This window comes from Pseudomonas sp. GD04091 (genome assembly GCF_029836165.1).
In the GTDB taxonomy this organism is placed as follows: Bacteria; Pseudomonadota; Gammaproteobacteria; order Pseudomonadales; family Pseudomonadaceae; genus Aquipseudomonas.
The window spans coordinates 33,243-56,325 of sequence record NZ_JAOEBG010000015.1; the positions used below are offsets into that span (position 1 = coordinate 33,243).

Genomic DNA, 23,083 nt, shown 5'->3' on the forward strand with positions numbered 1-23,083 from the left:
AAACAGCCTGACTACTGGAGTGTGAGCCGGACTGCAGGTCGGCCCAGCAGCAAGGAGAATAGTTCTCCAGCGCACGGCGCGCGTGGCTTCAGCCCAACGGTAGCGCCACCTCGGCCAGCAGAAAATCGATGAACGCCCGTACCCTCGATGGCATGTGCCGGGCTTGCGGATAAATCAGCATGAACGGCCGCGACGTCCCGCCATGCTCGGCCAGTACCTCCACCAGCTCGCCACTGTCCAGAGCGTCCTGCACGGTAAAGCGATAGGCCTGCATCAACCCGCCGCCGTGAAGCGCCAGGGTGGTGGTGGCGAGAAAATCGCCCTGGCAGGTGAACGCACCCTGGGTGTCGAGCTCCACCAGCTCGCCATCACGACGAAAGCTCCACGGCGCACGTCGCCCAGTGCTGGGCATTTCGAACTGGATGCACTGGTGCCCGGCCAGGTCGTCCAGCGTGCCTGGCGTCCCGCTCCGGGCCAGGTAGCCCGGGGTGCCCACGACCACCAGCTCGGCCTGCTCGAGGCGCCGCGCCACCAGGCGTGAGTCGGCCGGCGCCCGCCCGCGGATCGCCAGGTCGAAGTTTTCCTCGAAGAAGTCGACATTGCGATTGCTCACATGCACGTCCACCTGCACCTGCGGATAGCGCTGCTGAAAACGCGGCAACATCGGCAACAGCCGGTGGTGGGCGTAAGGCGTGGGGGCACTGATGCGCAGGCGGCCACTGGGCTGGAGCTGCCCACCGGCAACCTGGCGCTCTGCCTCGACGAGCTGGCCAAGGGCTTCGCGGCATTGCTGGTAATAGGCCTGGCCAGCCTCGGAAAGGCGCATCTGCCGGGTGGTACGCACGAACAGGCGCACCCCCAGGCGCTCTTCCAGGCGCGCCACCGAGCGGCTGACCGCAGCCGGGGTGACGCCCGCCTGGCTGGCCGCCTCGGTAAAGCTGCCGGCGTCGGCGGCAAGGCAGAACAGCTCCAGGCTGCCCAGTTGCAGGTCATCGAAATGGCGGGTCATGGCGGCTCTATTGTTTACATGGTGTATCGATTGAAATGCCATGCGCCTCATTTTTCAAGCTGAACTTGCCGCCTAAAGTGGCTCCATCCGCGATCAACCGGAGTTCGCAGCATGAGTACAGCAAGAACCGTCATCATCACCGGCGCGTCCAGCGGCCTGGGCTTCGCCCTCGCCAAGGCGTTCCTCGAACGCGGCGACAACGTGGTCGGCAATGCCCGCACCGAGGCCCGTCTGAACGAAGCCGCCGCGCTCCTCGGCCATCCACGCGGCTTCATCGGCGTGGCCGGCGACATCGCCGAGAAAGCCACCGCCGAGCGGTTGTTCAACGCGGCAGTGGAAGCCTTCGGTCAGGTCGACATCCTGGTCAACAACGCGGGGATCTTCATTCCCAAGCCGGTCACCGACTACACCGAGGCCGATGTCGACGCACTGGTCGGCACCAACCTCAAGGGCTTCTTCTACCCCGCCCAGGCGGCGGCACGGGTGATGAAAGCCCAAGGCCATGGGCATATCGTCGCCATCACCGCCTCGGTGGCGATGCAACCGGATACCCGGGTCCCGGCACTGCTGCCGGTACTGGTCAAAGGTGGCCTGAACCAGGCGGTCAAAGGCCTGGCGCTGGAACTGGCGAGCAGCGGCGTGCAGGTCAATGCCGTGGCGCCCGGCATCATCGATACCCCGCTGCATGGCGACGGTGCCGAGGGGCTGGGAGCGCTGTCGCCGAGCGGGCGCACGGGCAAGCCCGAGGATGTGGTGGATGCCGTGCTGTACCTGACCGACGCCGGCTATGTCAGTGGCGTCATCCTGCCCGTCGACGGTGGCAGCACCGCCGGCACCTGGCACTGAAACCTGGAGAACCGCAGCATGCCCTACGTCCATATCCGCGTGACCGATGAAGGCGTCACCGCCGAGCACAAGCGCCAGCTGATCGAAGGCACGACCCGCTTGCTCGAACAGGTACTGAACAAGCCACCGGCCAGTACCTTCGTGGTGATCGAGGAAGTGTCCACCGACAACTGGGGGGTTGGTGGAGAGACGGTGACCGCGTTGAGGCAGCGCGAACGGTAGCACCTCTGTGGGAGCGGGTTAACCCGCTCCCACAGGGCCGCGCATGCGCCTTGCCCGAACCTGCCCCCCTACTGCCGTAACCGCTCCAGCGCCTCCAGCACGAACCCCGTCGCCCGCTCCACCTCGCCGTCCCGGCAGGCAATCCCCAGTTGCCGCCACAACCCCGGCCGCAGTGGTCGCCGGACGATCCTTGGATCATGCGCCTGCACCTCCCCCTCCTGCGGCAGCAAGGTCGCGCCATAGCCCGCCGCCACCAGGCTCTTGATCGCATCGTTGTAGTTCAGTTCGATCCGCGGCTCGGGGTACAACCCTGCGCCGGCGAACCACTCCGAGGTCACCCGCGACAACTGCGTGGTGCTGTCGTTGAGGATCAACGCCCGCCCTGCCAGCCACATTGGCGTGATCCGGGCCGGTGGCTGCCAGTCGGCGGGCACGTAGGCCATGATCGGATCGCGCCGCCAGGGCGTGACCCTGAGCCCCTTGCCCGCCACCTGCGGCAGCGCCACCAGACCGATGTCCAGGGTGCCCTCGCGCAAGCGCGCCAGGGAGGCCTGCGAGGTGAGCACCTGAACCTGCACGTCGATGCCTGGATGATCCACCCGCAAAGCCTCGAGCGCCTTGGGCAACAGATGGGCGATGGCCCCGGTGGAAGCGCCCAGGCGCACTCGCCCCTGCAAACCTTCGACCTGGCGGCGGACTTCGTCCAGGGCCTGGTCGGCGTCGGCCAGCAGGCGCCGGGCACGGACCAACAGCGTCTCGCCGATGACGGTGGGACGCACCTGCCCGCGGGTCCGGGTAAGCAGAACCGCACCAATGCGCGCCTCAAGCTCGGCCACGTGCAGGCTGATGGTCGGCGGCGCCAGGTTGAGCTGGCGGGCGGCGTCAGCGAAGGAACCCTGGTCGGCGATCACCACCAGGGTGCGCAGGCGGTCGAGGCTGATTTCGCGCATGGAGCTCCAGAAAGGTTCAAGGCCATCATTCAGAAATTCTGAACAGCAGTTTCATGATATTCAAATTTTCTTTCGTGGCGACAACAGCGAGCATGACGCCATCGTTCTCCTGCTATCGGACACTTACCATGCACCAGCCCCTTGTCTTCATCGACGGCAACCAAGGTACCACCGGCCTGCAGATCCACGCCCGCCTGCACGGGCGCCAGGACCTGCGTCTGCTCACCCTGCCCGAGGCCGAGCGCAAGCACCCGGCGCGCCGACGCGAAGCGATCAACAGTGCCGACATCGCCCTGCTCTGCCTGCCCGATGACGCCGCCCGCGAGGCAGTGGCGACGATCAGCAATCCGGCGGTGCGGGTGATCGACGCCAGCTCCGCGCACCGCACCACGCCCGGCTGGGTCTACGGCCTGCCGGAGCTGGACCAGGGACAGGCCGAGCGCATCGCCCGGGCCACTCGGGTGAGCAACCCCGGCTGCTACCCCACCGGGGCCATCGCCCTGCTGCATCCATTGGTCAAGGCCGGGCTGCTGCCAAGCGACTACCCGTTGAGCATCCATGCGATCTCCGGCTACTCCGGCGGCGGCCGGGCAGCGGTCGAACGCCACGAGCAGCGCAGCGACGCCTATCTGCCGACCGTGCAACTGTATGGCCTGGAACTGGCGCACAAGCATGTGCCGGAGATCCAGCAGCATGCCGGCCTCGGTGCCCGGCCGGTGTTCGTGCCGGGCTACGGCGACTATCGCCAGGGCATCGTGCTGAGCATCCCGCTGCAGTTGCGTCTGCTGCCGGGTGTCCACGCCGAACAGCTGCAAGCCTGTCTCGAGCGGCACTACCAGGGCGCCCGTCACGTGCAGGTACTGCCCCTGCACCAGGCAGGCCCGGCCCCGGCGCTCGACCCGCAGGCGCTGAACGACAGCAACAACCTGCGCCTGGCTCTCTATGCCAACCCCGAGCACGGCCAGGTGCTGCTGACGGCGGTGTTCGACAACCTCGGCAAGGGCGCCTCGGGCGCCGCCGTGCAGAACCTCGACCTGATGCTGGCCGGCCTGCGCTAGCGTAGACTAGGCACCCCGCGTCGCTTCGACGCGGGGTGTTTCCGCCCAGCTGGAGTCCGACCCGCGATGTTCATCCTCCGCCGCCTCGACGGCGTGCCACCTGAATCCTTCCAGAACCAGATCCGCCAGCTGGTGATTGACCATGTCGGCCAGCTCAGCAGCGTCGCCATCAGCCCGGACAACCCGCTCTACCCGCTGTACCAGTACGGCGTGGGCATGGAAGTGCATCAGTACCTGATGGCCCTGGACGGCACCCGTGGCCTGAAGGTGGAGCTGACCCTGGCCCTGGACGCCGACGCACCGGACCAACTGCTCGGTTTCGCCTTGTCACTGCCGGCCCAGGATGATGCCCAGGCCTGCTCCCTGGCCTACCTTGCCGTGGCCTCCAGCCACCGCCGCCAGGGCATCGCCCGGGCACTGCTGGATGACCTGCGTGCGCGCTACGCCTGCGTCGAGCTGAGCGCTTTCGCCGAGCAGGTTCCCTGGTTCGAGGCCATGGGCCTGCAAGTGGTGGCCAGCGCCGGGCCGCAAGTGCTGATGAGCAGCAGCGGGCACGCCAGCGGGGCGTTGATCGGGCGGCTGGATATCGCGCCGATCTACCAGAGCACCGAGGTGCGGCAGATCCATGCGTACCTGCTCAAGCAGCGTGGCGAGGAAGCGATGGTGGCAGCCGAACGCCTGCGTGACGAGCGGCTGGACAGGTTGACGGAGCAGGCGAACGCGTGTGTCAAACAGCGACTGACCCGTCATTGAGCGATAGCACTGGGGCCGCTTGGCAGCCAATCGCCAGCGACAGGGCCGCATAGCGGCCCCGGCAATCTTCAGGCATGTACCCAGCGCCGATGCAGCCCACGGGCCAGGGCATCGAGCATGAAGCCCAGCCCCCCGATCAGCAGCACCATGGCCATCAACTCGGAATACGCCAGCCGGTCCCGGGTATCGAGAATGAAGTACCCCAGCCCCGCGCTGACCCCGAGCATCTCGCACGGCACCAGCACGATCCACAGGATGCCGATGGCCAGGCGCACCCCGGTCAGGACGTGGCCGATGACCCCGGGAACGATCACCTTGCACAGCGTCTCCCAGCGCGTGGCACTCAGGCTGCGGCTCAACTGCAACCAGCGCGGGTCGAGCTGACGCACGCCCGCGGCGGTGTTGAGCAGGATCGGCCACAGCGCGGCGAAGGCCAGCAGGAAGTAGATCGGCTGGTCGCCCACGCCCATCAGCATCACCACCACCGGCATCCACGACAGCGGCGAGATCATGCGCAGGAACTGGAACGCCGGCGTGGTCGCCGCCTCCAGGTGGCGGTAGCTGCCCACCAGCAGCCCCAGCGGCACACCGATCAGCAGCGCCAGCAGCAGGCCGACCAGGATGCGCTTGAGGCTCACCCAGATATGCCCATAGACCTCGCCCTGCCCGAGCAGCTCGACCAGGCTCTGCAACGTGGCCTGGGGCGAGAAGCGCGCCGACAGCCCATCGCTGGCGCCGAAAACCTGCACCCCTGCCCACCACAGCAACAACAGCACCACCAGACCCACCAGGCCCAGGGCGCCATGCACGACATGCCTGCGCATCAGACCGCGAACTCCTCGCTACGCTGGAAATTCTCGGCGATGCCGAAGGTTGCCGGGCCACCCACGGCGGCGATGGCGTTGCGCACGAAGCGGTCGTCCACCAGGTCACGCGCGGTGTGCGCCGGATCCAGCCCAGCGAGGAAACCACTCTCGCCTTCGATCAGGGTGTTCTTCAGGCGCTTGACCAGCTCCTCGGTGTAGCTGGGGAACGGGTATGGCTGGAAGTCGATGCGCTTTTCATCCCATTGCTGATGCTGGATCGCGCCGCTGGCGATGTACCCGGCGCGCTCTTCGGCGGAAGGTGCCAGCACCTTGGTCAGCACCGCCGGCTCGTGCGGGGTGTACTTGTTGGGGCCGGCCTTGGACAGCAAGGCGGCGGCCTCGGCACGATGTTCACGGGTCCACTGCTGGGCCTTGACGATGGCATTGACCACCTTCTGCGACCATTCCGGGCGATTGTTCAGATCATGCTCGTGCATGAACACCACGCAGCATGCATGGTTGCGCCAGACGTCGCCGGTGAAGCGCTGCACGCGGCCGACCTTGAGGTTCTCGGCCAGGGCGTTGAACGGCTCGGCGACGATGTAGCCGGCGATGCGCTTGCTGGCCAGGGCCGGCGGCATATCCGACGGTGGCAGCACCAGCAGGTTGACCTCGTTGTCCGCCAGCTGCGCGCTGGCCGGCTTGGACACCGGCTTCAAGCCGTTGTCGTCGAGCATCTGCTGCAGCACCACGTTATGGATCGAGTACCAGAACGGAATGGCCACGGTCTTGCCGCCAAGCTGCTTCATGTCGGTGATGTCCGGCGCCACGGTCAGTCCCGAGCCACCGACATGGTTCCAGGCCACGACCTTGGCCGGCACCTTGCTGCCATAGCGCGCCCACACGGTCATCGGCGACAGCAGGTGAATGACATTGACCTGCCCGGAAATGAACGCCTCGATCACCTGCGCCCAGCTGCGCAGCAACACCGGGCGCTCGGCCTTGATGCCCTCGGCTTCGAACAGGCCGTTGTTGTGCGCCACCAGCAGCGGCGTGGCGTCGGTGATCGGCAGATAGCCGATGCGTACCGGCGCGTCCGGCTCGGCGGCGGCGCGCGCCTGCAGGCTCGCCAGCAACGGCACGGCGCCGGCGGCGGTGAGCATGGCGCTCAGCTTGAGAAAATCGCGACGAGACGTCGTGGAACAGCAGTCATCCATGCACATGGACAGCCTCCGAGGGCAAGGGAGAAGGAGTGGGTTCGGCTGTGCGGCTTGCCCGCCGAAGGGTTTTCAGAATTTCGATGCGCAGCGCGCCCAGTTCCTCGACCCGCTGCGCGCGGGGCTGCGGCAGGTCGATATGCCATTGACCCAGGGTGCGCGCCGGCTGGTTGCCCAGTAGCAGCACGCGATCGGACAGCAGCAGGGCTTCGTCGATGTCGTGGGTGATCAGCACCGCGGCGGTGTTGTGGGTGGCGATCAGCTGCAGCAGCAATTGCTGCATGTCGGCCCGGGTCACCTCGTCCAGCGCACCGAACGGCTCATCCAGCAACAGCACCTCGGGCTGGCGCGCCAGGCAACGGGCCAGCGCGGTGCGCTGGGCCATGCCGCCGGAGAGCTGGGCGGGGTACTGGTTGCGAGCGTGGGCCAGGCCCACCGCGTCGATGGCATGCTCGATCCGTGCACGCCGCTCGCTAGCCGTCAGCCTGGGCTGCCGAGCGAAATCGAGGCCGAAGGCGACGTTCTTTTCCAGGCTCAGCCAGGGCAGCAGGCTGGGATCCTGGAACGCCACGGCCAGACGCGGATGCGGGCCTTGCAGCGGCTCGCCGTGCAGGCTGACGCTGCCGCCGCGAGCCTGCTGCAGGCCAGCCAGCACGCGTAACAGGCTGGATTTGCCAACGCCGCTGGGGCCGAGGATGGTGACCACCTCCCCCGGCGCGAGCGACAGGTCGAACTGTTCCAGCACGGCCTGCCAGCCACCTTCGCACGGATAGCCCAGGCTGATGTCGCGGGCTTCGAGCAACACGTCGGTCATGCAGCGGCCGCCTGGCGTTGCAGTTCGGCGCGCAGTTGCACCAGGCTCGGCGTGACGATCGGCACGAAGGCCGACTCGCGCCAGCGGCGCGCGAAACCTTCGCCATAGGCCGTCAGGTAAGCCTTGCCACCACTGGCTTGCAGCTCTAGTTGCACGGCATCGGCCGCACTTTCGGCCAGCGTGATGCGCAGCTTGAACAAGGCAGCCGGCTGCCCGAGGAAGCGGCCGTCGAGCAGGCCTTGCTTGAGCTCGCCGACGGTGTTTTCCAGGCGCGCCTGGAGCACCTGGCAGGCTTCCTCGAGGAACGAGCCGCGGCCCTGCAGGTGCTCCTGGGCTTCCTCGAGCGCACGACGGGCCAGGCCGATGGCCATGCCGCACTGCAGCGCCAGGAACGCCGGACGCACCTTGGGCAGAAACTCGCGGGCATTGTCGTGCAGCAGCCAGTCGCGAGCCAGCGGCACCTGGTGGAACGCCAGCGCCGCGGTGTTGCTCGATTGCAGGCCCATCAGCTGCAGGTCGGCGGAACGCTCAAGGCCCGGCGCATCCGAGGGGATGGCGACCACGAACGGCGCACCGCCCGCGTCATTCTCGATGGCCGCGGCCACCACGAAACCGCTCTTGCGCAGGTTGGTGACCCAGTGCAGGCGCCCTTCGAGGTTCCAGCCATCGGCTGCCGCCCGCGCGCTCACCTGCAAGGCCTCGATGCCGGAGAGAAACTTCATGGCGTTGGAAAGCCCGGTGGCCCCGGCCAGCTCGCCCTTGAGCAGCGCGGGCATCAGCCGTTCGCACAGTAAGCGGTTGGGGCTTTGCAGCAGGTATTCGATGAAGGCGCGCTGCCCCCAGCAGACGAAGGCCGCTGCCAACGAGCGGCTGGCAATCGCGGCAATGGCCTCGACCGCCTCGGTGACGTCGCCGCCCGAACCACCCTGGGCCGGATCGACGCCGATGCGCAGCAGCTGCGACTCGGCGATGTGCGCCAGTACCAGATGCGGATCGCACTGACCTTGGTCGATAGCCTCGGCATTGGCATCCAGCCACTGTCGAAATGCACAATCAAGCATGTCCCTACTCCTTTTGAAACACCGGCGCGCCGGCATCAGGCTTCGATTACGCCGAAGGCTGCCAGCGGTACTTGCTCAGTTCGTCGTTGAGCGGCGTCTGGGCGAACACATTAGCAAAGTTGCACAGGGTTGCGAGACTCACCCCGAGAATCACTTCCAAAGCGTTGCCCTCGGTGAAGCCGGCGTCGCGCAAGGCCTGATAGGTGGCGTCGCTGACATTGCCACGGGTGGCGATCACTTCGCGGGCGAACGCGGCGAGCGTCTCGTAACGGGCATCGGGCAGCTCGCCACGGGCACGCAGGGCATCGACCACCTCCTGCGGCAGCTTGGCCTTGTTCAGGGCCACGGCGGTGTGGCCGGCGACACAGAAATCGCAGCCGTGCTGGGTGGCCGCGATCAGTTGCACCACCTCGCGCTCTGCCAGGGTCAGCTCGGACTTGCCGTTGAGGGCCGAAACGGTGACGTAGGTTTCCAGCGCGGCCGGGGCGTTGGCAAGGATACCCAGCAGGTTGGGAATGAAGCCGGAGTTCTTCTGGGCGTTTTCAAGGAACGGACGTGCGGCTTCCGGAGCGGTCTGCAGGCTGTGTAGAGTGATGCGCGCGGACATTGGAGTGGTCTCCTTTGATGTAGGTCGCTACAGTCTGTTGGTTATAAGAAGTAGCATCCATATTCATCAGTCGCCTTTCCTTGCTCCAGAGTCTTTGCATTAGATGATTTCATCCAGCCATCTTGTCGATTGGTTATTAGAGAGCCTGGAGCTCGACGCCAGCCTGTTCCATGTCGGTCGCTACTGCGGCGGCTGGCACGCCAGCACCCAGGGCATGGGCCGGGCCAGTTTTCATCTGGTGGTACAGGGGCGCTGCTGGCTGCACATCGATGGCCAGCCCGAGCCGGTCCGGCTGGAAAGCGGCGATGCGGTGTTTCTGCTGCGCGACCTGGCCTATCGGCTGTCCAGCGATCAGGATCCGGCCGCAGCCTGCGCCCAGCCACGCCAGACCATGCAGGCACTGGATAACGAAGCGCCCGACGGCGTGGGGCTGGTCTGTGGGTTCTTCCACTTCCACCCAGGCTTGTCGTCGCTGATCGTCGAAGGGCTGGCCGACTGGATCCTGCTGCGCGCCGACGACCCGGCCGGCAGTGCGGCACGGGCACTGTTCGAGCTGATCCTGGAAGAGTGCCGGCGCATGCCGCAACCTTCCGAGACACTGCTCGAACGCCTCACCCATCTGCTGTTTCTGTATGTACTGCGCCAGCAGGTGCATGCCGGCCAGTCGCTCGGCGGCCTGGTCGCCCTCGCCCGTCAGCCGGCGTTTGCCGGGTTGCTGGAGCGCTTGATCGACGAGCCGGGGCAGGCGTGGACGCTGGAGAGCATGGCGGCGTGCACCGGGCTTTCGCGCTCGGCGTTCTTCAAGCGGTTCAATGAACTGGCCGGGCAGTCGCCCGGGCAGGTGCTGCTGGCGTTGCGCATGCGCCACGCGTGCCAGTTGCTCAAGGCCGGGAATACCGTCGAGCAGGTAGGCGCACAGGCGGGATATCAATCGGTGGCGGCGTTCACCCGGGCGTTTGCCAAGGCGGTCGGCGTACAGCCCGGGGCTTATCGCAAGCAGCATGAAGGGCGGGCGGCTTGAGTCGATACTCCCACCCTGGCAGACCGCGAGCTTGCAAGGGTCGCTATTTCATTCAGCGATCTGCAAGCGCTTTCGATTACGTTGATCGATGGCCACGGCGAGCCCTGCCAGCAAAATGGCCAGGGTGTAGGCGACAAGGCCGAGGTTGAGCCCCAGAATCATCTTCTCGGATCCATCCGAGAGCACCATCGACCCGCCGTAGCCATCGCGCAGCCAGTAGGCCAGCAGAAATCCGCCCGTTACAAACACCGTAAGCAGGCTCGCCAGCTGAAGATCGCTCCTGCCCCAGACAAGCCAGACACTGAATGCGCCGAGCGCGGTATTGGTAAACAGCTGCCACGTCTCGTGAAGCCTGGCATGGGCCTCCCACGCCGGGTTGAATACATGGGTATCGTTGATCTCGAGAATCGGTACGACCACGGCGTAAAAGACGATTCCGACCGTTACCAACAACTTCGCCAGCATCAGCGACCTCCTTGTCCATTTTGGCGGTACCGACCCAGTAGCGGCTACGCGGAAAAATACCGGAGCCAGTAGGCCTCTCTGCACGGATTGGTAAAGCTGATGTGGGTGGGGCTGACCACCGCGCCGCGTGGTTGGCGAATGACTTGGTAGCTGATCCAGCATTCAGCGCAGCCCCCATCACAGGGGAAGTTGTCCTGTTCGGCTAGCCGTTTGATGAGCGTGCCGTCGTCAAAGGCATAGGTTTTTTCCTCAGCGGTGACGGTGAAGCCTTGGTCAAGCCAGGTTTCTTGATGCGAACGCTCAAGATGCGCGGCCCGAGGCGAGCACAAACCCAGGATGGCGCTGACATAGTTGGCGAGGTGATCCAGCTGGGTCATCGGCGGTGTTCGGTCTATGGCGGCCAGGGAAAGTGCGGCAACTTTACTAACAAGGCTGCCCTTGCGACAACTCTGCCCATCACCAGGCAGCTCGATCCTGCGTCCTCGTGGCCATTTTCATTTTCGCGGATCTGGGTCGAGCAATGGAGTGAACGTTCACGCACGCTGCGCGCACACCGGTAACGCTTGGCTACTGGCCGGCGCGAATGGCAAAGATGACGCCGCTCTTCGCCCTGGCGCTTGTCGCGCACACCTCAAGATGAATCGATTCTTCATGCAACACGGCGATGCCGGGCCTTGCCCTCACCCTCCTCTACGGCTACTACTAAAGTCTTAGGCAAGGAGGCATAGAAAATGATTTCGAGGTTCGTAATCGTTCCAGCAGTACCCAATGAACATGATCGACAGCGTCTTGGCCTACGTTACTGGACGCCGACCTACTCAGGCGGCTTCGACATCTACGACAACAAGGAAAAACAACGGCTCACGCCGACCTATCCGAGCAGGGAGGAGGCAGAGACGGCATGCAAGAAGAAAAACCTGGAGGCGGATTGCCCCAACGGAGTGCTTCCTAGACTGCAAACCCGTTGATCCGGCACGAACCGGATATCCGCATGGGTTCGAAAGCAGCCATGCTGCCGAAAGCCCGAGCGGCACGCGATTTTCTTCGGTATCCCAGATTTGTCCCAAACAGAGCGCAGAGGGACAATGCGCAGGCATGAAAAAGCCCCGCAACCTTAAAGATTGCGGGGCTTTCGAAGAGTGGAGGCCGAGGTCGGAATCGAACCGGCGTAGACGGATTTGCAATCCGGAGCATAACCACTTTGCTACTCGGCCTCAAAGTCGGAGTCAGCTTTCGCTATCTCCTTGAAACCGCTGAACTTTTTCAAGCCAGCTGCGTTTCGATGGACGCCATTATGTCGGCATTCGATGGACCTTGCAACCCCCTTCAAGAAAAAAATCTTCAAGGGGGTCAAGGTGTTAGCGAAGGCGCCCGAGTTTGCTCCACAACCCGACCAGGGTGTTCTCCACCGCGCCACTGGCGGCCATGCCGATGCGCTCCTGCAGGCTCTTGCGCTCGGCGAAGTGCAGATGGAACACATTGGCCTCGCGGGCGCTGCGGCTCAGGTATTCGTCGCTGGTGCCCAGTTCATCCACCAACTGGCGGTTCAGCGCGGCGATACCGAGCCAGACTTCGCCGGTGGCCACTTCATCGATGTGCAGTTGCGGACGGTAGCGAGCAACGAAATCCTTGAACAGCTTGTGGGTGATGTCCAGGTCCTCCTGGAATTTCTCCCGCCCCTTCTCGGTGTTCTCGCCGAACACGGTCAGGGTGCGCTTGTACTCGCCAGCGGTGAGCACTTCGAAATCGATGTCGTGCTTCTTCAGCAGGCGGTTGACGTTGGGCATCTGTGCCACCACGCCGATCGAGCCGAGCACGGCGAACGGTGCGCTGACGATCTTCTCGCCGATGCAGGCCATCATGTACCCGCCACTGGCGGCGACCTTGTCGATGCAGATGGTCAGCGGGATGCCGGCTTCGCGGATCCGCGCCAGCTGCGAGGCTGCCAGGCCGTAGCTGTGCACCAGGCCGCCGCCGCTCTCAAGGCGCAGGACCACTTCGTCACGCGGGGTGGCCAGGGTCAGCAGCGCGGTAATCTCGTTGCGCAGGCTCTCGGTGGCCGACGCCTTGATGTCGCCATCGAAATCGAGCACGAATACCCGGCGCTTGTCTTCGGGCTTTTTCTTCTGCTGCTTCTCGGTCTTCGCCTGCTGCTTGCGCAGTGCCTTGAGCTGGGCCTTGTCGAGCAGGCCTGACTCCAGACGCTCGCGCAGCTCCTTGTAGAACTCGTTGAGACGGGTGACCTGCAATTGCCCACCCGGCTTGCGTCGCCCCTTGCCGCGCAGCCCGGCGATGGCCGACAGCACGACGAGGATGGCGATCACCAGCGTTGCGGTTTTGGCGAGAAAGCTTGCGTATTCGGCAAGAAACTCCACGTTGACTCCTTGATAGACCAGCACCTGAACGGCGCGAAATGTTGCAAGCATACCGGTGCGCCTGGGCCGCTGCCAGCCAGGGAAAATGCTGGCAACACAGTTCAAACGACCTTTTCAAACGCTTGTATGTTTTTTCGTTGACAGCCTGCCTGGGGCAACCTAACCTCGCAGCAACCTTCAACCGGGCCGGACTTCCACGTGGGCAACCTGTACCTGATCCGACATGGCCAAGCTTCCTTTGGTGCCGCCGACTATGACGTGCTTTCGCCGGTGGGCGAGCGTCAGAGCCTGGCACTGGGCGAGCACCTGGCTCAGTTGGGCCTGCGCCTGGATCGCTGCGTGGCCGGCACCTTGCGCCGCCAGCAGGACACCGCGCGCCTGGCACTGGATGCGTTGCATGCCCATGGCAATCCGGTCCCGGCCATCGAGACCGACGCCGCGTTCAACGAGTTCGACGCCGACGGCGTGATCCGCGCCCTGCTCCCCGGTCTGCTGCCCGACGAGCCCGATGCCCTGCATGTGCTGCGCAACGGCACGCAGAACCGCAGCGAGTTCCAGCGCCTGTTCGCCTTGATGGTGCAGCGCTGGCACGCCGGCGAACATGCCCACGACGACAACCTGGAAACCTGGCAGGCGTTCACCGGCCGGGTCGGCGATGGTCTGTGGCGCCTGCTCGACAGCGCGGCCAGCGGCGCCAACATCGCTCTGTTCACTTCTGGCGGCACCATTGCCGCCCTGCTCCACCTGGTTAGCGGAATCACGCCGGCGCAGGCCTTCGCCCTGAACTGGCAGATCATCAACACGTCGCTCAGCCACCTGAAATTCCGGGGGCGCGACGTGGCACTGGCTTCCTTCAACAGCCAAGCCCATGTGCAGCTGTTGAGGGCGCCGGAGCTCATCACCTATCGCTGAGCCCGGCCTGTTTTGTCCCTTTGGGGACGCGAATATCACTCTATAAGGAATGCGCCATGACCTCCGTAGCTGATGCCGTCAAGAAGATGCAAGAGAAGTTCAACCCAGTCGCTGCCGAAGGCCTGGACCTGGTGTTCGGCTTCAACATCACCGACGAAGACAAGCACTACGCCCTGATCGTCAAGGATGGCACCTGCGACATCCAGGAAGGCGAGAACGCCGACGCCAACTGCACCCTGGTGATGGACAGCGAAACCCTCAAGGGCATCGTCAGCGGTGAAACCGACGGCATGCAGGCCTTCATGGGCGGCAAGCTGCGGGTCGAGGGCGACATGATGCTGTCGATGAAGCTCAGCGAGCTGTTCCCGGCCTGATCGGCGCGACGAATCGCGAATGAAAAAACCGAAGCCTGATGCGCTTCGGTTTTTTTTTGCCCGCGCCAAACCGCTGCCCATCAGGGCCGTTGATCGCCCGGCAACACCCAGGCCAATAAGCGTCTGGCACGCTTGTACCAGCTTCGACAGGAAATTAGATTAGCCAATAATCCTTGCTCCAGATCATAAGGAAATCGCATGACGCTCACCGACCAGTCCACCCAGGTCCGCCCCGGCGAAGAACTCGATGCCGCCGTCATCGATCCTTATCTGAAGGATCATATCCCCGGCCTGCAAGGCACGCCGACCATCAGCCAGTTCCCCGGCGGCGCCTCCAACCTGACCTACCTGGTGGCCTATCCCGGCAAGGAGTTCGTCCTGCGCCGCCCACCGTTCGGGCACAAGGCCAAGTCGGCCCACGACATGGGCCGGGAGTTTCGCATCCTCAACCAGCTCAACGACGGTTTCCCCTATTGCCCCAAGGCCTATGTGCACTGCACCGACGAATCGCTGATCGGCGGCGAGTTCTATGTGATGCAGCGGGTCAGCGGCATCATCCTGCGTTCGGATATCCCGGCCGAGCTCGGCCTGGACGCCAACCGCACCGAGGCCCTGTGCAAAAGCTTCATCGACCGCCTGGTCGAGCTGCACCAGGTCGACTACCACGCCTGTCGGCTGGCCGACCTGGGCAAGCCCGAAGGCTACGTGCAGCGCCAGATCGAAGGCTGGGCCAGCCGTTACGAGAAAGCCCTGACACCCGACGCGCCGCGCTGGGAGCAGGTGATCGCCTGGCTGCGCGAGAAGATGCCCGCCGACCACCCGCGCCCGGGCATCATCCATAACGACTACCGCTTCGACAACGTCATCCTGGACAGCGCCAACCCCATGCGCATCATCGGAGTGCTGGACTGGGAAATGGCCACCATCGGCGATCCGCTGATGGACCTGGGCAACAGCCTCGCCTACTGGATCGAGGCCGACGACCCGGCGCCGGTGCAACTGATGCGCCGCCAGCCGAGCAACGCCCCGGGCATGCTGAGCCGCCAGCAGTTCGTCGATTACTACGCCGAGCGCGCCGGCATCCGCATCGACAACTTCGACTTCTATTATTGCTACGGCCTGTTCCGCCTGGCCGGCATCGTCCAGCAGATCTACTACCGCTTCTTCCACGGCCAGACCCAGGACAAGCGCTTCGCCCAGTTCATCCACATGAACCGGCTACTGGAGCAGATGAGCCTGCAACTGATCGGCAAATCCGGCCTGTAACTCCGGCAGACAACAAGGAATACCCGCATGTCCAAGACCCACCTGTTCGACCTCGACGGCAAGATCGCTTTCGTTTCCGGTGCAAGCCGCGGCATCGGCGAGGCCATCGCCCACCTGCTGGCCCAGCAGGGTGCCCATGTGATCGTCTCCAGTCGCAAGCTCGACGGCTGCCAGCAGGTCGCCGAAGCGATCATCGCCGCCGGTGGCAAGGCCACCGCGGTGGCCTGCCACATTGGCGAGATGGAGCAGATCCAGCAGGTGTTCGCCGGCATCCGCGAGCAGTTCGGCCGCCTCGACATCCTGGTCAACAATGCCGCCACCAACCCGCAGTTCTGCAACGTGCTGGATACCGACCTGGGGGCGTTCCAGAAGACCGTCGACGTGAACATTCGCGGTTACTTCTTCATGTCGGTGGAGGCCGGCAAGCTGATGCGCGAGCACGGCGGCGGCAGCATCATCAACGTCGCCTCGATCAACGGTGTCTCGCCCGGACTGTTCCAGGGCATCTACTCGGTGACCAAGGCGGCGGTGATCAACATGACCAAGGTGTTCGCCAAGGAATGCGCGCAGTTCGGCATCCGCTGCAACGCCCTGCTGCCAGGCCTGACCGACACCAAGTTCGCCTCGGCGCTGGTGAAGAACGACAGCATCCGCAATGCCGCGCTGCAGCAGATCCCGCTCAAGCGCGTCGCCGACCCGAGCGAGATGGCCGGTGCGGTGTTGTACCTGGCCAGCGACGCCTCCAGCTACACCACCGGCACCGCGCTCAATGTCGACGGCGGCTTCCTCTCCTGACCGACGCGGGAGCAGTGGCGGCGGCCTACGCTTTCGTCGCCTGCAACGTATAGCTCAACGGCAGGCGCCAGGGCGCGTCGACCAGGCGCCACTCACCATCGGCGCCCTTCGCCATCTGCCCAGGCAGCGCCTCCCAGGGGATGCTCTGGTGTTCCTCCAGGCCGGTGATCCGCAGCCCATTGCTCAGCAAGGCGGTGATCACCTCGCCCAGGCCATGGCTCCACTCATGGGTCTCGGTCTGGGTCAGTGCCTGGTCGGTGTCGACGTAGGTCTGGTCGTTGTGCCATACCGTCGGGGCCTCGCGCTCGAAATAGGGATACTCCACTTGCAGGCGATCCTGCTGGTCCTCGTCGATGGCCATCAGCATCGGGTGGCCGTCACGCAGGAACAACCGCCCACCTGGCTTGAGCAGCGCCGCCACGGTTCGCGCCCAGCGCTCGATGCTCGGCAGCCAGCACAACGCACCGATTCCGGTATAGACCAGGTCGAAAGCGCCGGGGGGCAGCACCTGATCAGCCTGGTACACGTCCGACTCGACATACCCGATGCCCGCGCCACAGCGCTCGGCCAGCAGACGCGCCTGGGCCAGGGAGGCAGCGGAAAAATCCAGGCCACAGACATCGGCGCCGAGGCGTGCCAGCGACAGCGTGTCGGTGCCGATATGGCATTGCAGGTGCACCGCGCGCAGGCCCTGGATGTCACCCAGCCGCGGCAGATCGAAGCGCACCACCTCGGACAGATGCCCAGGCTCGGCAAGGAAACGCTCGACCTCGTAATCCTTGGAGGCGGCGTGCAACGGTGCGCGTTCATCCCAGCTGGCGCGATTGAGTTCCAGTGATCGGCTCATGCGGTGCTTCCCTGTCCAGTGTGAGTCAGGCGCCACGTTAACCGGCGCCGGGATGCCAGGCAACTCCCCGTCAACCTCAAGTTGACAGCTCAGGTATACTGCCCGCTTCGTCCCGCCCAAGGATCCAGCGCCCATGACGGAAAACAGTTTCGCCTTTCGCCTCAAGGAACTGCTCGAACACCACAAGCTGACCCTGCAAGCCGTCGGCACGGCGCTGGGGATCTCGCGCACGGCGGTGCACAAGTGGACCCGCGGCGGGGAGATCGACTACGACAACCTGCGCAAGCTGGCGAATTTCCTCAAGGTCAACTGGATCTGGCTGCGCTACGGCGAGGAGGCCTTGCACAGCGTGCAACAGGCCGAAGTGGTCGAACTGCCCATGACCGATGTGCGTCGCCGCTACACCGCCGAAATCATGGAAAGCGAAACGCGCATGAAACTGGCCCAGGAAGGCGCCCGCATCGTCACCTGGGAATGGAACCTGGTCACCGACGCAGTGACCTACTCGCCCAACGTCGAGGCCGTGTATGGCTGGGCGTTGCAGCGCAACGAAGACTTCTGGCTGCACATCCACCCCGAGGATGCCCAGCACATGCAGGGCATGTACGCCCAGGCGGTGGCCGACGGCACCGGTTGCGAGTGCGACTTCCGCATCACCCGCCCCGACGGCAGCCAGCGCTGGATCGCCTCGCGCGCCACGGTGCTGCAGGACAGCGTCGGGCGGCCGGTGAAGATGGTCGGCATCAGCATGGACAACACCGAACGCAAGGTCGCCGAAGAGGAGCTGCGCCAGAGCGAGGCGCGCTTTCGCACCATCTTCGAACTGGCCTGGGGCGCGCTCGCCTATATCGACCCGGACGGCAGCTGGCGGCGGGTCAACGGTAGCTTCTGCGAGCTGCTGGGCTATCGCGAGGACGAGCTGTACGGCAACACCTTCCAGCAGATCACCCACCCCGATGACCTGCCGGACAACCTGACGCTGCTGCAACGCCTGCTCGCGGGCGAGATCGAGCGATACGAGGTGGAAAAACGCGTGCGCCACAGGGACGGGCGCTACATCTGGGTAAGGGCCCGCACTGCCCTCGAGCGCCGGGTCGACGGCCAACCGGAACATCTGATCAGCGTGTTCGAGGACATCACCGCCGAGCGCGAGGAGCATGAACGCCTGCAGACCCATATTGCCGGGCTGGAAGCACGGCTGGCCTGACGCCGAAGCGCCGGCTACAAGCAGGTCGCCGCCGCCGCCCGCCGCCGCAGAGCCATTTCGTCGTCGCTTCGCGCGTAATAGTCGACCCGCGTCCCGCCCGCCTGAGCGTACACATCGACGAACGACTCGGCCTCACGGGTATAGACCGTGAACCCGCCCTGCTTGCGCGCCTCGAGGTAACCACTGGCGTCGACCCCGAATGCCTTCTCCTCCTGCCAGCTGAACTGGATGCACTGGGCGACCAGGTCGGGCGTCTTGTGCGAATCCAGACGTGCGGTCGGAGCACCGCCACGCGCCGCCTCCATGGTCGACGACGCACAGCCCACCAACAGCAGCGCGACAGTCATCGGCAGAATTGCTCGCATGTTCCATCCTCGGAAAAAAGAAGGCGACTCTAGCACCACCGGGCAGGCAGGTGAATTGCCAGGCAAGCGTCAGTTCGCCCCCAGCCATGCGGCCATGCGCACGGCGTTCCGGCCACCGGCCTTGGCCTGGTACAGCGCGGCGTCGGCCTGGGCGATGAGGCTGGCGATGCAATCGTCCGCCCCAGGCACGCCGCACCACAGCCCGACACTGAACCGCAGCGGGATATCACTGCCAGCGTACCGGGCCGGGCTGGCGGCGATGGCCTCGCGCAGGCCCTGCAACGCACCCATGGCGCCTTCGCCATCGGTGCCCGGCAACAGCAGCAGGAACTCTTCGCCGCCATAACGCCCCAGGCTGTCGCCGGCCCGCAAGCGCTGCTGCAGTTGGCGCACGCAGTGACACAGCACTTCGTCGCCGGCCATGTGGCCGTGCAGGTCGTTGATCCGCTTGAAGTGATCGATGTCGATCATCGCCACGGCCAGGCTGGCGTGGTCGATACGCGCCTGCGCCAGCTCCACGGCAAAGCGCTCGAGGATGGCCCGGCGATTGTAGGTGCCGGTGAGCACGTCGCGCTGGGCCAGGTATTGCAAGCGCGATTCGCTGCGCTCCTTGGCCATCAGGACCAGACCGATCGAGTACATCATGACGGTGACCGTGCCGATGCCCACCGAGATCGTCTGCTTGAGGTTGCTGGCGTCGTAGCGCATTTCGGCGGCACCACCGGCGAGCACGGCGAGCACCCGCATGCCCAGGCCGACCAGGCTGATCGCCGCGCCGATCGAAATCAACAGGTGCGCCCTGCCCGCCGCCGTCCTTGGACGGTGCGCCCAGTACAGCAGCAGCGCGCACTGCAGCATCAGCACCAGTGTCGCCAGCAGCATGCGCGGCTCCAGCGTGTCGAGCAGCAGCGTCAGGCCGCCCAGCATGAGCAGCGGAATGGCGAAGATCCAGCGCCAGGGCACCCGCTGTTCGCGCACCCGGAAAAGGCTCGCCGTGTAGAACGCCAGGGCCAGCGACAACAGGCTGTTGCCAAGCCCGTAGCTCACCCATAGCGACGCATGGCCATACAGGGTGTAGCAGACATACGCCAAGGCATGGGAAAGCAGCCCGCAGCCCGTCAGCAACAGGTTGTCACGCTGGTTGAACTGTCCGACCAGCAACAGGCAAAAGGCCAGGATGGTCGCGACCAGGGCAACGGCAGCGAACAATGTCGGGGTGTGGGCGATCATCGTGATTCACCGTGCGTGGCAGATGGCCGTCTTGACTGCGGCCTGCCAGCAAGTCTAGGTGGGCCCGGCGACAGCGGCCATGGCCGTGCGGGACAGAACAGCAGCCCACAGGCACGCCGCTCATCGCCACGGCAGTAAAATTTACCGTGGCAAAGAACCAAATCGACCGTTCCAGGTCTCAGCAGGTACCGCGTAATCCGTTACGGATCAAGGACCTATATCTTGATGACTCGCCTTGCAAGCCTTTCGCTGATCGCCACCCTGCTGCTGCTCGGCGGCTGCCACAGCCACCACTACCACGACGACGATGGCTGGCGCGACGGAGATCGCGGCCACCGTCATCACCATCGGCATGACCGCGACCACGATGACGACGACAATCGCCAGTACCGTGACCGTTACTGGCGCTGAAGCGTCCTTGCAACCCTGACAACACCGCCGCCCGCGCGGCGACTTTCCCTGATGACTCCCCTGAGGTTCAAAACATGCGTCTGACTCTGCCCTCCCTCGCCCTCGGCCTGCTGCTCTGCCAGGGCGCCTTCGCCGGTGACGGCACCTCGGCAATCGGTGGCGGCCTGGGCGGCGCCCTGGGCAATGTGGTCGGCAAGCAGATCGGTGGCAGCACCGGCGCGGCCATCGGTGCCGGCCTGGGTGGCGCCGCCGGCAGCGCGGTCGGCGCGCGCAAGGGCAACCGTACCGAAGCGGCGATTGGCGGCGGCCTGGGATCGGCCGGCGGCTCGCTGCTCGGCGGCAAGCTCGGCGGCTCGAACGGCTCGACCATCGGCGCCGGCCTGGGCGGCGCGGCCGGTGGCGCCATCGGCAACCATGTGGGCGACAGCAACCGCAAGCACAAGCACCGCCACTGATCCAGCCTTCACGGCATCGCGGGGCAAGCCCGCTCTCACCGACTACGTGAGAGCGGGCTTGCCCCGCGATCGTTGGAAGCCGGTAAAACATTGCAGCACATCAACGACGTGTTCACGCCGAGCTGTCACACTGGGGCCATCGCCTTTTCGTGCCTGCGTGTGAAGGAACACCCCTCCCCATGAACCATGAGCTGCTCTGGGTCCTCGGCCTCCTGGCCATCGTCGTCGTCCTGTTCATCATCAACCGCCCGCGCATGGATGTGGTCGCCCTGCTGGTGATCCTTGCCCTGCCATTGTCCGGCATCCTTACCGTCGAGCAGGCCCTGGCCGGTTTCAGCGACCCCAACGTGGTGCTGATCGCCGCCCTGTTCGTGATCGGTGAAGGACTGGTGCGCACCGGCATCGCCTACCGCATCGGCGAATGGATGAGCGAGCGCGCCGGTAACAGCGAGGCGCGCCTGCTGGTGCTGCTGATGGTCGCGGTGGCCGGACTCGGCTCGGTGATGAGCTCCACCGGGGTGGTGGCGATCTTCATCCCGGTGGTGCTCAGTATCGCCGCGCGCCTGCAGCTCTCGCCCAGCCGGCTGATGATGCCGCTGAGCTTCGCCGGCCTGATCAGCGGCATGCTCAGCCTGGTGGCCACGCCACCGAACGTCGTCGTCCACAGCGAACTGGTGCGCCATGGCGAAGCGGGTTTCGGTTTCTTCAGTTTCACCCCGTTCGGCCTGGTGGTCCTGCTGCTGGGTATCGGTTACATGCTGCTGACCCGCCACTGGCTCAACGGCGAGCTGCGCAAGGATGGCCGGGTGGAAAGCCGGCGCACCCTGCTCGACCTGGTCCTGGACTACAAGCTCAGCGGGCGCGAGCGCCGCCTGCGTATTCGCCCCCATTCACCACTGATCGGCCATACCCTCGGCGAGCTGGAGCTGCGCACCCGCCATGGCGCCAACGTGGTCGGCATCGAGCGCCAGCACAAGTTCACCACCCGGGTGATCGCCGCCGACTCCGGCACCGTGCTGCAACAGGGCGATGTACTGCTGCTCGACCTGTTCGCCAATCGCGATGACCTGCGCAGCCTGTGCCAGGCCATGCTGCTCGAGCCCCTGCACTTCAAGGCGGCCTATTTCATCGACCAGTCCCAGGAGCTGGGCATGGCGGAAGTCTCGCTGCCACCAGGCTCGCAGTTGATCGGCAAGAGCATCCTCGAGCTGGCCTTGCGTACTCGATACGGCCTCAACGTGGTCGGCCTGCGCCGTGACCAGGTCGCCATCGAGGACCAACTGGTGGAAGAAAAACTGCGCCTGGGCGACACCCTGCTGGTGATCGGTCCGTGGAAAGCCGTGCGCCAGCTGCAGGGCGAACCCCGCGACTTCCTGGTACTGAGCCTGCCGGCCGAAATCGATCAAGTCGCCCCTGCGCGCGCACGCGCACCCTATGCGCTGATCAGCCTGGCGGTGATGGTCGGCCTGATGGTCAGCGGCCTGGTACCCAATGTCATCGCCGCGCTGATCGGCTGCCTGCTCATGGGCGCCGGCCGCTGCATCGACATGAACAGCGCCTACCGCGCGATCCATTGGCAGAGCCTGGTACTGATCGTCGGCATGCTGCCCTTCGCCCTTGCCCTGCAGAAGACCGGCGGCATCGACCTGGCCGTCGACGCGCTGGTCGGTTTTCTTGGCGGCGCGGGCCCCAGCGCGATCCTGGCGTGCCTGTTCGCCCTCACCGCGGTGATCGGCCTGTTCATCTCCAACACGGCCACGGCGGTGCTGATGGCGCCGGTGGCGATCAGCACCGCCCAGCAACTGGGCATGTCGCCGTACCCCTTCGCCATGACCGTGGCCCTGGCGGCTTCCGCGGCGTTCATGACCCCCGTGTCATCGCCGGTGAATACCTTGGTGCTGGGCCCAGGCCAGTACCGTTTCGCCGACTTCGTCAAGGTCGGCGTGCCCTTCACCCTGCTGGTGATGCTGGTCACGGTGGTGATGGTGCCGTGGGTGTTCGGGCTGTAGGCCATCGC

At 65.1% G+C, this 23,083-nt stretch carries 26 protein-coding genes and 1 tRNA gene; 13 read left to right on the forward strand and 14 right to left on the reverse strand.

The features are described 5' to 3' along the window. Positions 1 to 88 precede the first annotated feature (88 nt). Positions 89 to 1,009, reverse strand: coding sequence for a LysR family transcriptional regulator (locus tag N7422_RS17750; RefSeq protein ID WP_279807769.1), 921 nt, complete (start codon positions 1,007 to 1,009; stop codon positions 89 to 91). A 111-nt stretch (positions 1,010 to 1,120) separates the two neighbouring features. Here N7422_RS17750 and N7422_RS17755 point away from each other — a divergent pair, with 111 nt between their 5' ends. Next, a complete protein-coding gene (locus tag N7422_RS17755; RefSeq protein ID WP_279807770.1) occupies positions 1,121 to 1,855 on the forward strand; it encodes an SDR family NAD(P)-dependent oxidoreductase in 735 nt (244 codons plus the stop codon). A gap of 18 nt (positions 1,856 to 1,873) precedes the next feature. Continuing rightward, positions 1,874 to 2,077, forward strand: a complete 204-nt coding sequence (locus N7422_RS17760) for a 4-oxalocrotonate tautomerase family protein (protein WP_279807771.1) — start codon at positions 1,874 to 1,876, stop codon at positions 2,075 to 2,077. Between the two features lie 68 nt (positions 2,078 to 2,145). Here N7422_RS17760 and N7422_RS17765 read toward each other — a convergent pair whose 3' ends face one another. Then, a complete protein-coding gene (locus N7422_RS17765; RefSeq protein ID WP_279807772.1) occupies positions 2,146 to 3,027 on the reverse strand; it encodes a LysR family transcriptional regulator in 882 nt (293 codons plus the stop codon). Positions 3,028 to 3,155: 128 nt separating this feature from the next. On the opposite strand from N7422_RS17765, the gene argC reads away from it, so the two are divergent. Further along, positions 3,156 to 4,085 (forward strand): N-acetyl-gamma-glutamyl-phosphate reductase, encoded by a 930-nt coding sequence (gene argC / locus N7422_RS17770; protein ID WP_279807773.1) that lies wholly within the window; start codon positions 3,156 to 3,158, stop codon positions 4,083 to 4,085. A gap of 66 nt (positions 4,086 to 4,151) precedes the next feature. Then, positions 4,152 to 4,838, forward strand: a complete 687-nt coding sequence (locus N7422_RS17775; RefSeq protein ID WP_279807774.1) for a GNAT family N-acetyltransferase — start codon at positions 4,152 to 4,154, stop codon at positions 4,836 to 4,838. 68 nt (positions 4,839 to 4,906) lie between these two features. On the opposite strand, the gene N7422_RS17780 is transcribed toward N7422_RS17775, so the two are convergent. The 5 genes from N7422_RS17780 to N7422_RS17800 are packed head-to-tail and all read right to left on the reverse strand — an operon-like array spanning position 4,907 to position 9,343. Next, positions 4,907 to 5,662 (reverse strand): ABC transporter permease, encoded by a 756-nt coding sequence (locus N7422_RS17780; RefSeq protein WP_279807775.1) that lies wholly within the window; start codon positions 5,660 to 5,662, stop codon positions 4,907 to 4,909. After that, a complete protein-coding gene (locus tag N7422_RS17785; protein WP_279807776.1) occupies positions 5,662 to 6,867 on the reverse strand; it encodes an ABC transporter substrate-binding protein in 1,206 nt (401 codons plus the stop codon). The genes N7422_RS17780 and N7422_RS17785 overlap by 1 nt, the downstream gene beginning before the upstream one ends. Next, entirely contained in the window at positions 6,854 to 7,675 is an 822-nt protein-coding gene (locus tag N7422_RS17790) for an ABC transporter ATP-binding protein (RefSeq protein WP_279807777.1), read from the reverse strand. Before N7422_RS17790 ends, N7422_RS17785 begins: the two co-directional genes overlap by 14 nt. Continuing rightward, positions 7,672 to 8,736: an acyl-CoA/acyl-ACP dehydrogenase gene (locus N7422_RS17795; protein ID WP_279807778.1), complete on the reverse strand. Its 1,065-nt coding sequence runs from the start codon at positions 8,734 to 8,736 to the stop codon at positions 7,672 to 7,674. The genes N7422_RS17790 and N7422_RS17795 overlap by 4 nt, the downstream gene beginning before the upstream one ends. Before the next feature lie 46 nt (positions 8,737 to 8,782). Beyond that, entirely contained in the window at positions 8,783 to 9,343 is a 561-nt protein-coding gene (locus N7422_RS17800) for a carboxymuconolactone decarboxylase family protein (RefSeq protein ID WP_279807779.1), read from the reverse strand. Positions 9,344 to 9,446: 103 nt separating this feature from the next. Here N7422_RS17800 and N7422_RS17805 point away from each other — a divergent pair, with 103 nt between their 5' ends. Beyond that, positions 9,447 to 10,364 carry an AraC family transcriptional regulator gene (locus tag N7422_RS17805; protein ID WP_279807780.1) on the forward strand — a complete coding sequence of 306 codons (918 nt, stop codon included), beginning with the start codon at positions 9,447 to 9,449 and terminating at the stop codon, positions 10,362 to 10,364. Between the two features lie 48 nt (positions 10,365 to 10,412). Here the strand turns inward: N7422_RS17805 and N7422_RS17810 are convergent, their stop codons facing one another. The 4 genes from N7422_RS17810 to sohB all read right to left on the reverse strand — a co-directional run bounded on the left by N7422_RS17810 (position 10,413) and on the right by sohB (position 13,204). Continuing rightward, the gene (locus N7422_RS17810) at positions 10,413 to 10,829 is read right to left on the reverse strand and encodes a hypothetical protein (RefSeq protein WP_279807782.1); all 417 of its coding nucleotides are present in this window, start codon (positions 10,827 to 10,829) and stop codon (positions 10,413 to 10,415) included. 44 nt (positions 10,830 to 10,873) lie between these two features. Then, positions 10,874 to 11,206 (reverse strand): hypothetical protein, encoded by a 333-nt coding sequence (locus N7422_RS17815; RefSeq protein ID WP_279807783.1) that lies wholly within the window; start codon positions 11,204 to 11,206, stop codon positions 10,874 to 10,876. A gap of 763 nt (positions 11,207 to 11,969) precedes the next feature. Continuing rightward, positions 11,970 to 12,043 (reverse strand) — tRNA-Cys (locus N7422_RS17825). 144 nt (positions 12,044 to 12,187) lie between these two features. Further along, positions 12,188 to 13,204, reverse strand: coding sequence for a protease SohB (gene sohB / locus N7422_RS17830; protein ID WP_279807865.1), 1,017 nt, complete (start codon positions 13,202 to 13,204; stop codon positions 12,188 to 12,190). Positions 13,205 to 13,402: 198 nt separating this feature from the next. Between sohB and N7422_RS17835 the strand changes: the two genes are divergently transcribed. The 4 genes from N7422_RS17835 to N7422_RS17850 all read left to right on the forward strand — a co-directional run bounded on the left by N7422_RS17835 (position 13,403) and on the right by N7422_RS17850 (position 16,551). Continuing rightward, positions 13,403 to 14,116, forward strand: a complete 714-nt coding sequence (locus N7422_RS17835; RefSeq protein WP_279807785.1) for a histidine phosphatase family protein — start codon at positions 13,403 to 13,405, stop codon at positions 14,114 to 14,116. 56 nt (positions 14,117 to 14,172) lie between these two features. After that, positions 14,173 to 14,490: an SCP2 sterol-binding domain-containing protein gene (locus N7422_RS17840; RefSeq protein ID WP_279807786.1), complete on the forward strand. Its 318-nt coding sequence runs from the start codon at positions 14,173 to 14,175 to the stop codon at positions 14,488 to 14,490. A gap of 198 nt (positions 14,491 to 14,688) precedes the next feature. Continuing rightward, on the forward strand, positions 14,689 to 15,756 hold the full coding sequence (locus N7422_RS17845) for a phosphotransferase family protein (RefSeq protein WP_279807787.1): 1,068 nt from the start codon (positions 14,689 to 14,691) through the stop codon (positions 15,754 to 15,756). 27 nt (positions 15,757 to 15,783) lie between these two features. Then, positions 15,784 to 16,551: an SDR family oxidoreductase gene (locus N7422_RS17850; protein WP_011533483.1), complete on the forward strand. Its 768-nt coding sequence runs from the start codon at positions 15,784 to 15,786 to the stop codon at positions 16,549 to 16,551. 25 nt (positions 16,552 to 16,576) lie between these two features. Here the strand turns inward: N7422_RS17850 and N7422_RS17855 are convergent, their stop codons facing one another. Then, positions 16,577 to 17,398 (reverse strand): class I SAM-dependent methyltransferase, encoded by an 822-nt coding sequence (locus tag N7422_RS17855; protein WP_279807789.1) that lies wholly within the window; start codon positions 17,396 to 17,398, stop codon positions 16,577 to 16,579. Between the two features lie 133 nt (positions 17,399 to 17,531). On the opposite strand from N7422_RS17855, the gene N7422_RS17860 reads away from it, so the two are divergent. Further along, positions 17,532 to 18,605 (forward strand): PAS domain S-box protein, encoded by a 1,074-nt coding sequence (locus N7422_RS17860; RefSeq protein ID WP_279807791.1) that lies wholly within the window; start codon positions 17,532 to 17,534, stop codon positions 18,603 to 18,605. Positions 18,606 to 18,619: 14 nt separating this feature from the next. Here the strand turns inward: N7422_RS17860 and N7422_RS17865 are convergent, their stop codons facing one another. Continuing rightward, entirely contained in the window at positions 18,620 to 18,970 is a 351-nt protein-coding gene (locus tag N7422_RS17865; protein ID WP_279807792.1) for a hypothetical protein, read from the reverse strand. 69 nt (positions 18,971 to 19,039) lie between these two features. Next, complete coding sequence (locus N7422_RS17870) at positions 19,040 to 20,200, reverse strand: GGDEF domain-containing protein (RefSeq protein WP_279807793.1); 1,161 nt, start codon at positions 20,198 to 20,200, stop codon at positions 19,040 to 19,042. A gap of 225 nt (positions 20,201 to 20,425) precedes the next feature. Here N7422_RS17870 and N7422_RS17875 point away from each other — a divergent pair, with 225 nt between their 5' ends. From N7422_RS17875 to N7422_RS17885, 3 genes are all read left to right on the forward strand, one after another. Continuing rightward, a complete protein-coding gene (locus tag N7422_RS17875) occupies positions 20,426 to 20,611 on the forward strand; it encodes a hypothetical protein (protein WP_279807794.1) in 186 nt (61 codons plus the stop codon). Between the two features lie 74 nt (positions 20,612 to 20,685). After that, complete coding sequence (locus N7422_RS17880) at positions 20,686 to 21,066, forward strand: glycine zipper domain-containing protein (protein ID WP_279807795.1); 381 nt, start codon at positions 20,686 to 20,688, stop codon at positions 21,064 to 21,066. Between the two features lie 179 nt (positions 21,067 to 21,245). Next, the gene (locus N7422_RS17885) at positions 21,246 to 23,075 is read left to right on the forward strand and encodes an SLC13 family permease (RefSeq protein ID WP_279807796.1); all 1,830 of its coding nucleotides are present in this window, start codon (positions 21,246 to 21,248) and stop codon (positions 23,073 to 23,075) included. Positions 23,076 to 23,083 lie beyond the last annotated feature (8 nt).

Excerpts from the sequence above, each read along its gene's own strand:
- N7422_RS17860 (WP_279807791.1), top strand. The coding sequence starts at position 17,532 with ATGACGGAAAACAGTTTCGCCTTTCGCCTCAAGGAACTGCTCGAACAC.
- N7422_RS17850 (WP_011533483.1), top strand. The coding sequence starts at position 15,784 with ATGTCCAAGACCCACCTGTTCGACCTCGACGGCAAGATCGCTTTCGTT.
- N7422_RS17845 (WP_279807787.1), top strand. The coding sequence starts at position 14,689 with ATGACGCTCACCGACCAGTCCACCCAGGTCCGCCCCGGCGAAGAACTC.
- N7422_RS17790 (WP_279807777.1), bottom strand. The coding sequence starts at position 7,675 with ATGACCGACGTGTTGCTCGAAGCCCGCGACATCAGCCTGGGCTATCCG.
- N7422_RS17855 (WP_279807789.1), bottom strand. The coding sequence starts at position 17,398 with ATGAGCCGATCACTGGAACTCAATCGCGCCAGCTGGGATGAACGCGCA.
- N7422_RS17795 (WP_279807778.1), bottom strand. The coding sequence starts at position 8,736 with ATGCTTGATTGTGCATTTCGACAGTGGCTGGATGCCAATGCCGAGGCT.
- N7422_RS17755 (WP_279807770.1), top strand. The coding sequence starts at position 1,121 with ATGAGTACAGCAAGAACCGTCATCATCACCGGCGCGTCCAGCGGCCTG.
- N7422_RS17765 (WP_279807772.1), bottom strand. The coding sequence starts at position 3,027 with ATGCGCGAAATCAGCCTCGACCGCCTGCGCACCCTGGTGGTGATCGCC.
- N7422_RS17870 (WP_279807793.1), bottom strand. The coding sequence starts at position 20,200 with ATGATCGCCCACACCCCGACATTGTTCGCTGCCGTTGCCCTGGTCGCG.
- N7422_RS17885 (WP_279807796.1), top strand. The coding sequence starts at position 21,246 with ATGAACCATGAGCTGCTCTGGGTCCTCGGCCTCCTGGCCATCGTCGTC.
- N7422_RS17815 (WP_279807783.1), bottom strand. The coding sequence starts at position 11,206 with ATGACCCAGCTGGATCACCTCGCCAACTATGTCAGCGCCATCCTGGGT.
- N7422_RS17840 (WP_279807786.1), top strand. The coding sequence starts at position 14,173 with ATGACCTCCGTAGCTGATGCCGTCAAGAAGATGCAAGAGAAGTTCAAC.
- N7422_RS17750 (WP_279807769.1), bottom strand. The coding sequence starts at position 1,009 with ATGACCCGCCATTTCGATGACCTGCAACTGGGCAGCCTGGAGCTGTTC.
- N7422_RS17760 (WP_279807771.1), top strand. The coding sequence starts at position 1,874 with ATGCCCTACGTCCATATCCGCGTGACCGATGAAGGCGTCACCGCCGAG.
- N7422_RS17785 (WP_279807776.1), bottom strand. The coding sequence starts at position 6,867 with ATGTGCATGGATGACTGCTGTTCCACGACGTCTCGTCGCGATTTTCTC.
- N7422_RS17810 (WP_279807782.1), bottom strand. The coding sequence starts at position 10,829 with ATGCTGGCGAAGTTGTTGGTAACGGTCGGAATCGTCTTTTACGCCGTG.
- N7422_RS17875 (WP_279807794.1), top strand. The coding sequence starts at position 20,426 with ATGACTCGCCTTGCAAGCCTTTCGCTGATCGCCACCCTGCTGCTGCTC.
- N7422_RS17805 (WP_279807780.1), top strand. The coding sequence starts at position 9,447 with ATGATTTCATCCAGCCATCTTGTCGATTGGTTATTAGAGAGCCTGGAG.
- argC (WP_279807773.1), top strand. The coding sequence starts at position 3,156 with ATGCACCAGCCCCTTGTCTTCATCGACGGCAACCAAGGTACCACCGGC.
- N7422_RS17800 (WP_279807779.1), bottom strand. The coding sequence starts at position 9,343 with ATGTCCGCGCGCATCACTCTACACAGCCTGCAGACCGCTCCGGAAGCC.
- N7422_RS17775 (WP_279807774.1), top strand. The coding sequence starts at position 4,152 with ATGTTCATCCTCCGCCGCCTCGACGGCGTGCCACCTGAATCCTTCCAG.
- N7422_RS17880 (WP_279807795.1), top strand. The coding sequence starts at position 20,686 with ATGCGTCTGACTCTGCCCTCCCTCGCCCTCGGCCTGCTGCTCTGCCAG.
- N7422_RS17865 (WP_279807792.1), bottom strand. The coding sequence starts at position 18,970 with ATGCGAGCAATTCTGCCGATGACTGTCGCGCTGCTGTTGGTGGGCTGT.
- N7422_RS17780 (WP_279807775.1), bottom strand. The coding sequence starts at position 5,662 with ATGCGCAGGCATGTCGTGCATGGCGCCCTGGGCCTGGTGGGTCTGGTG.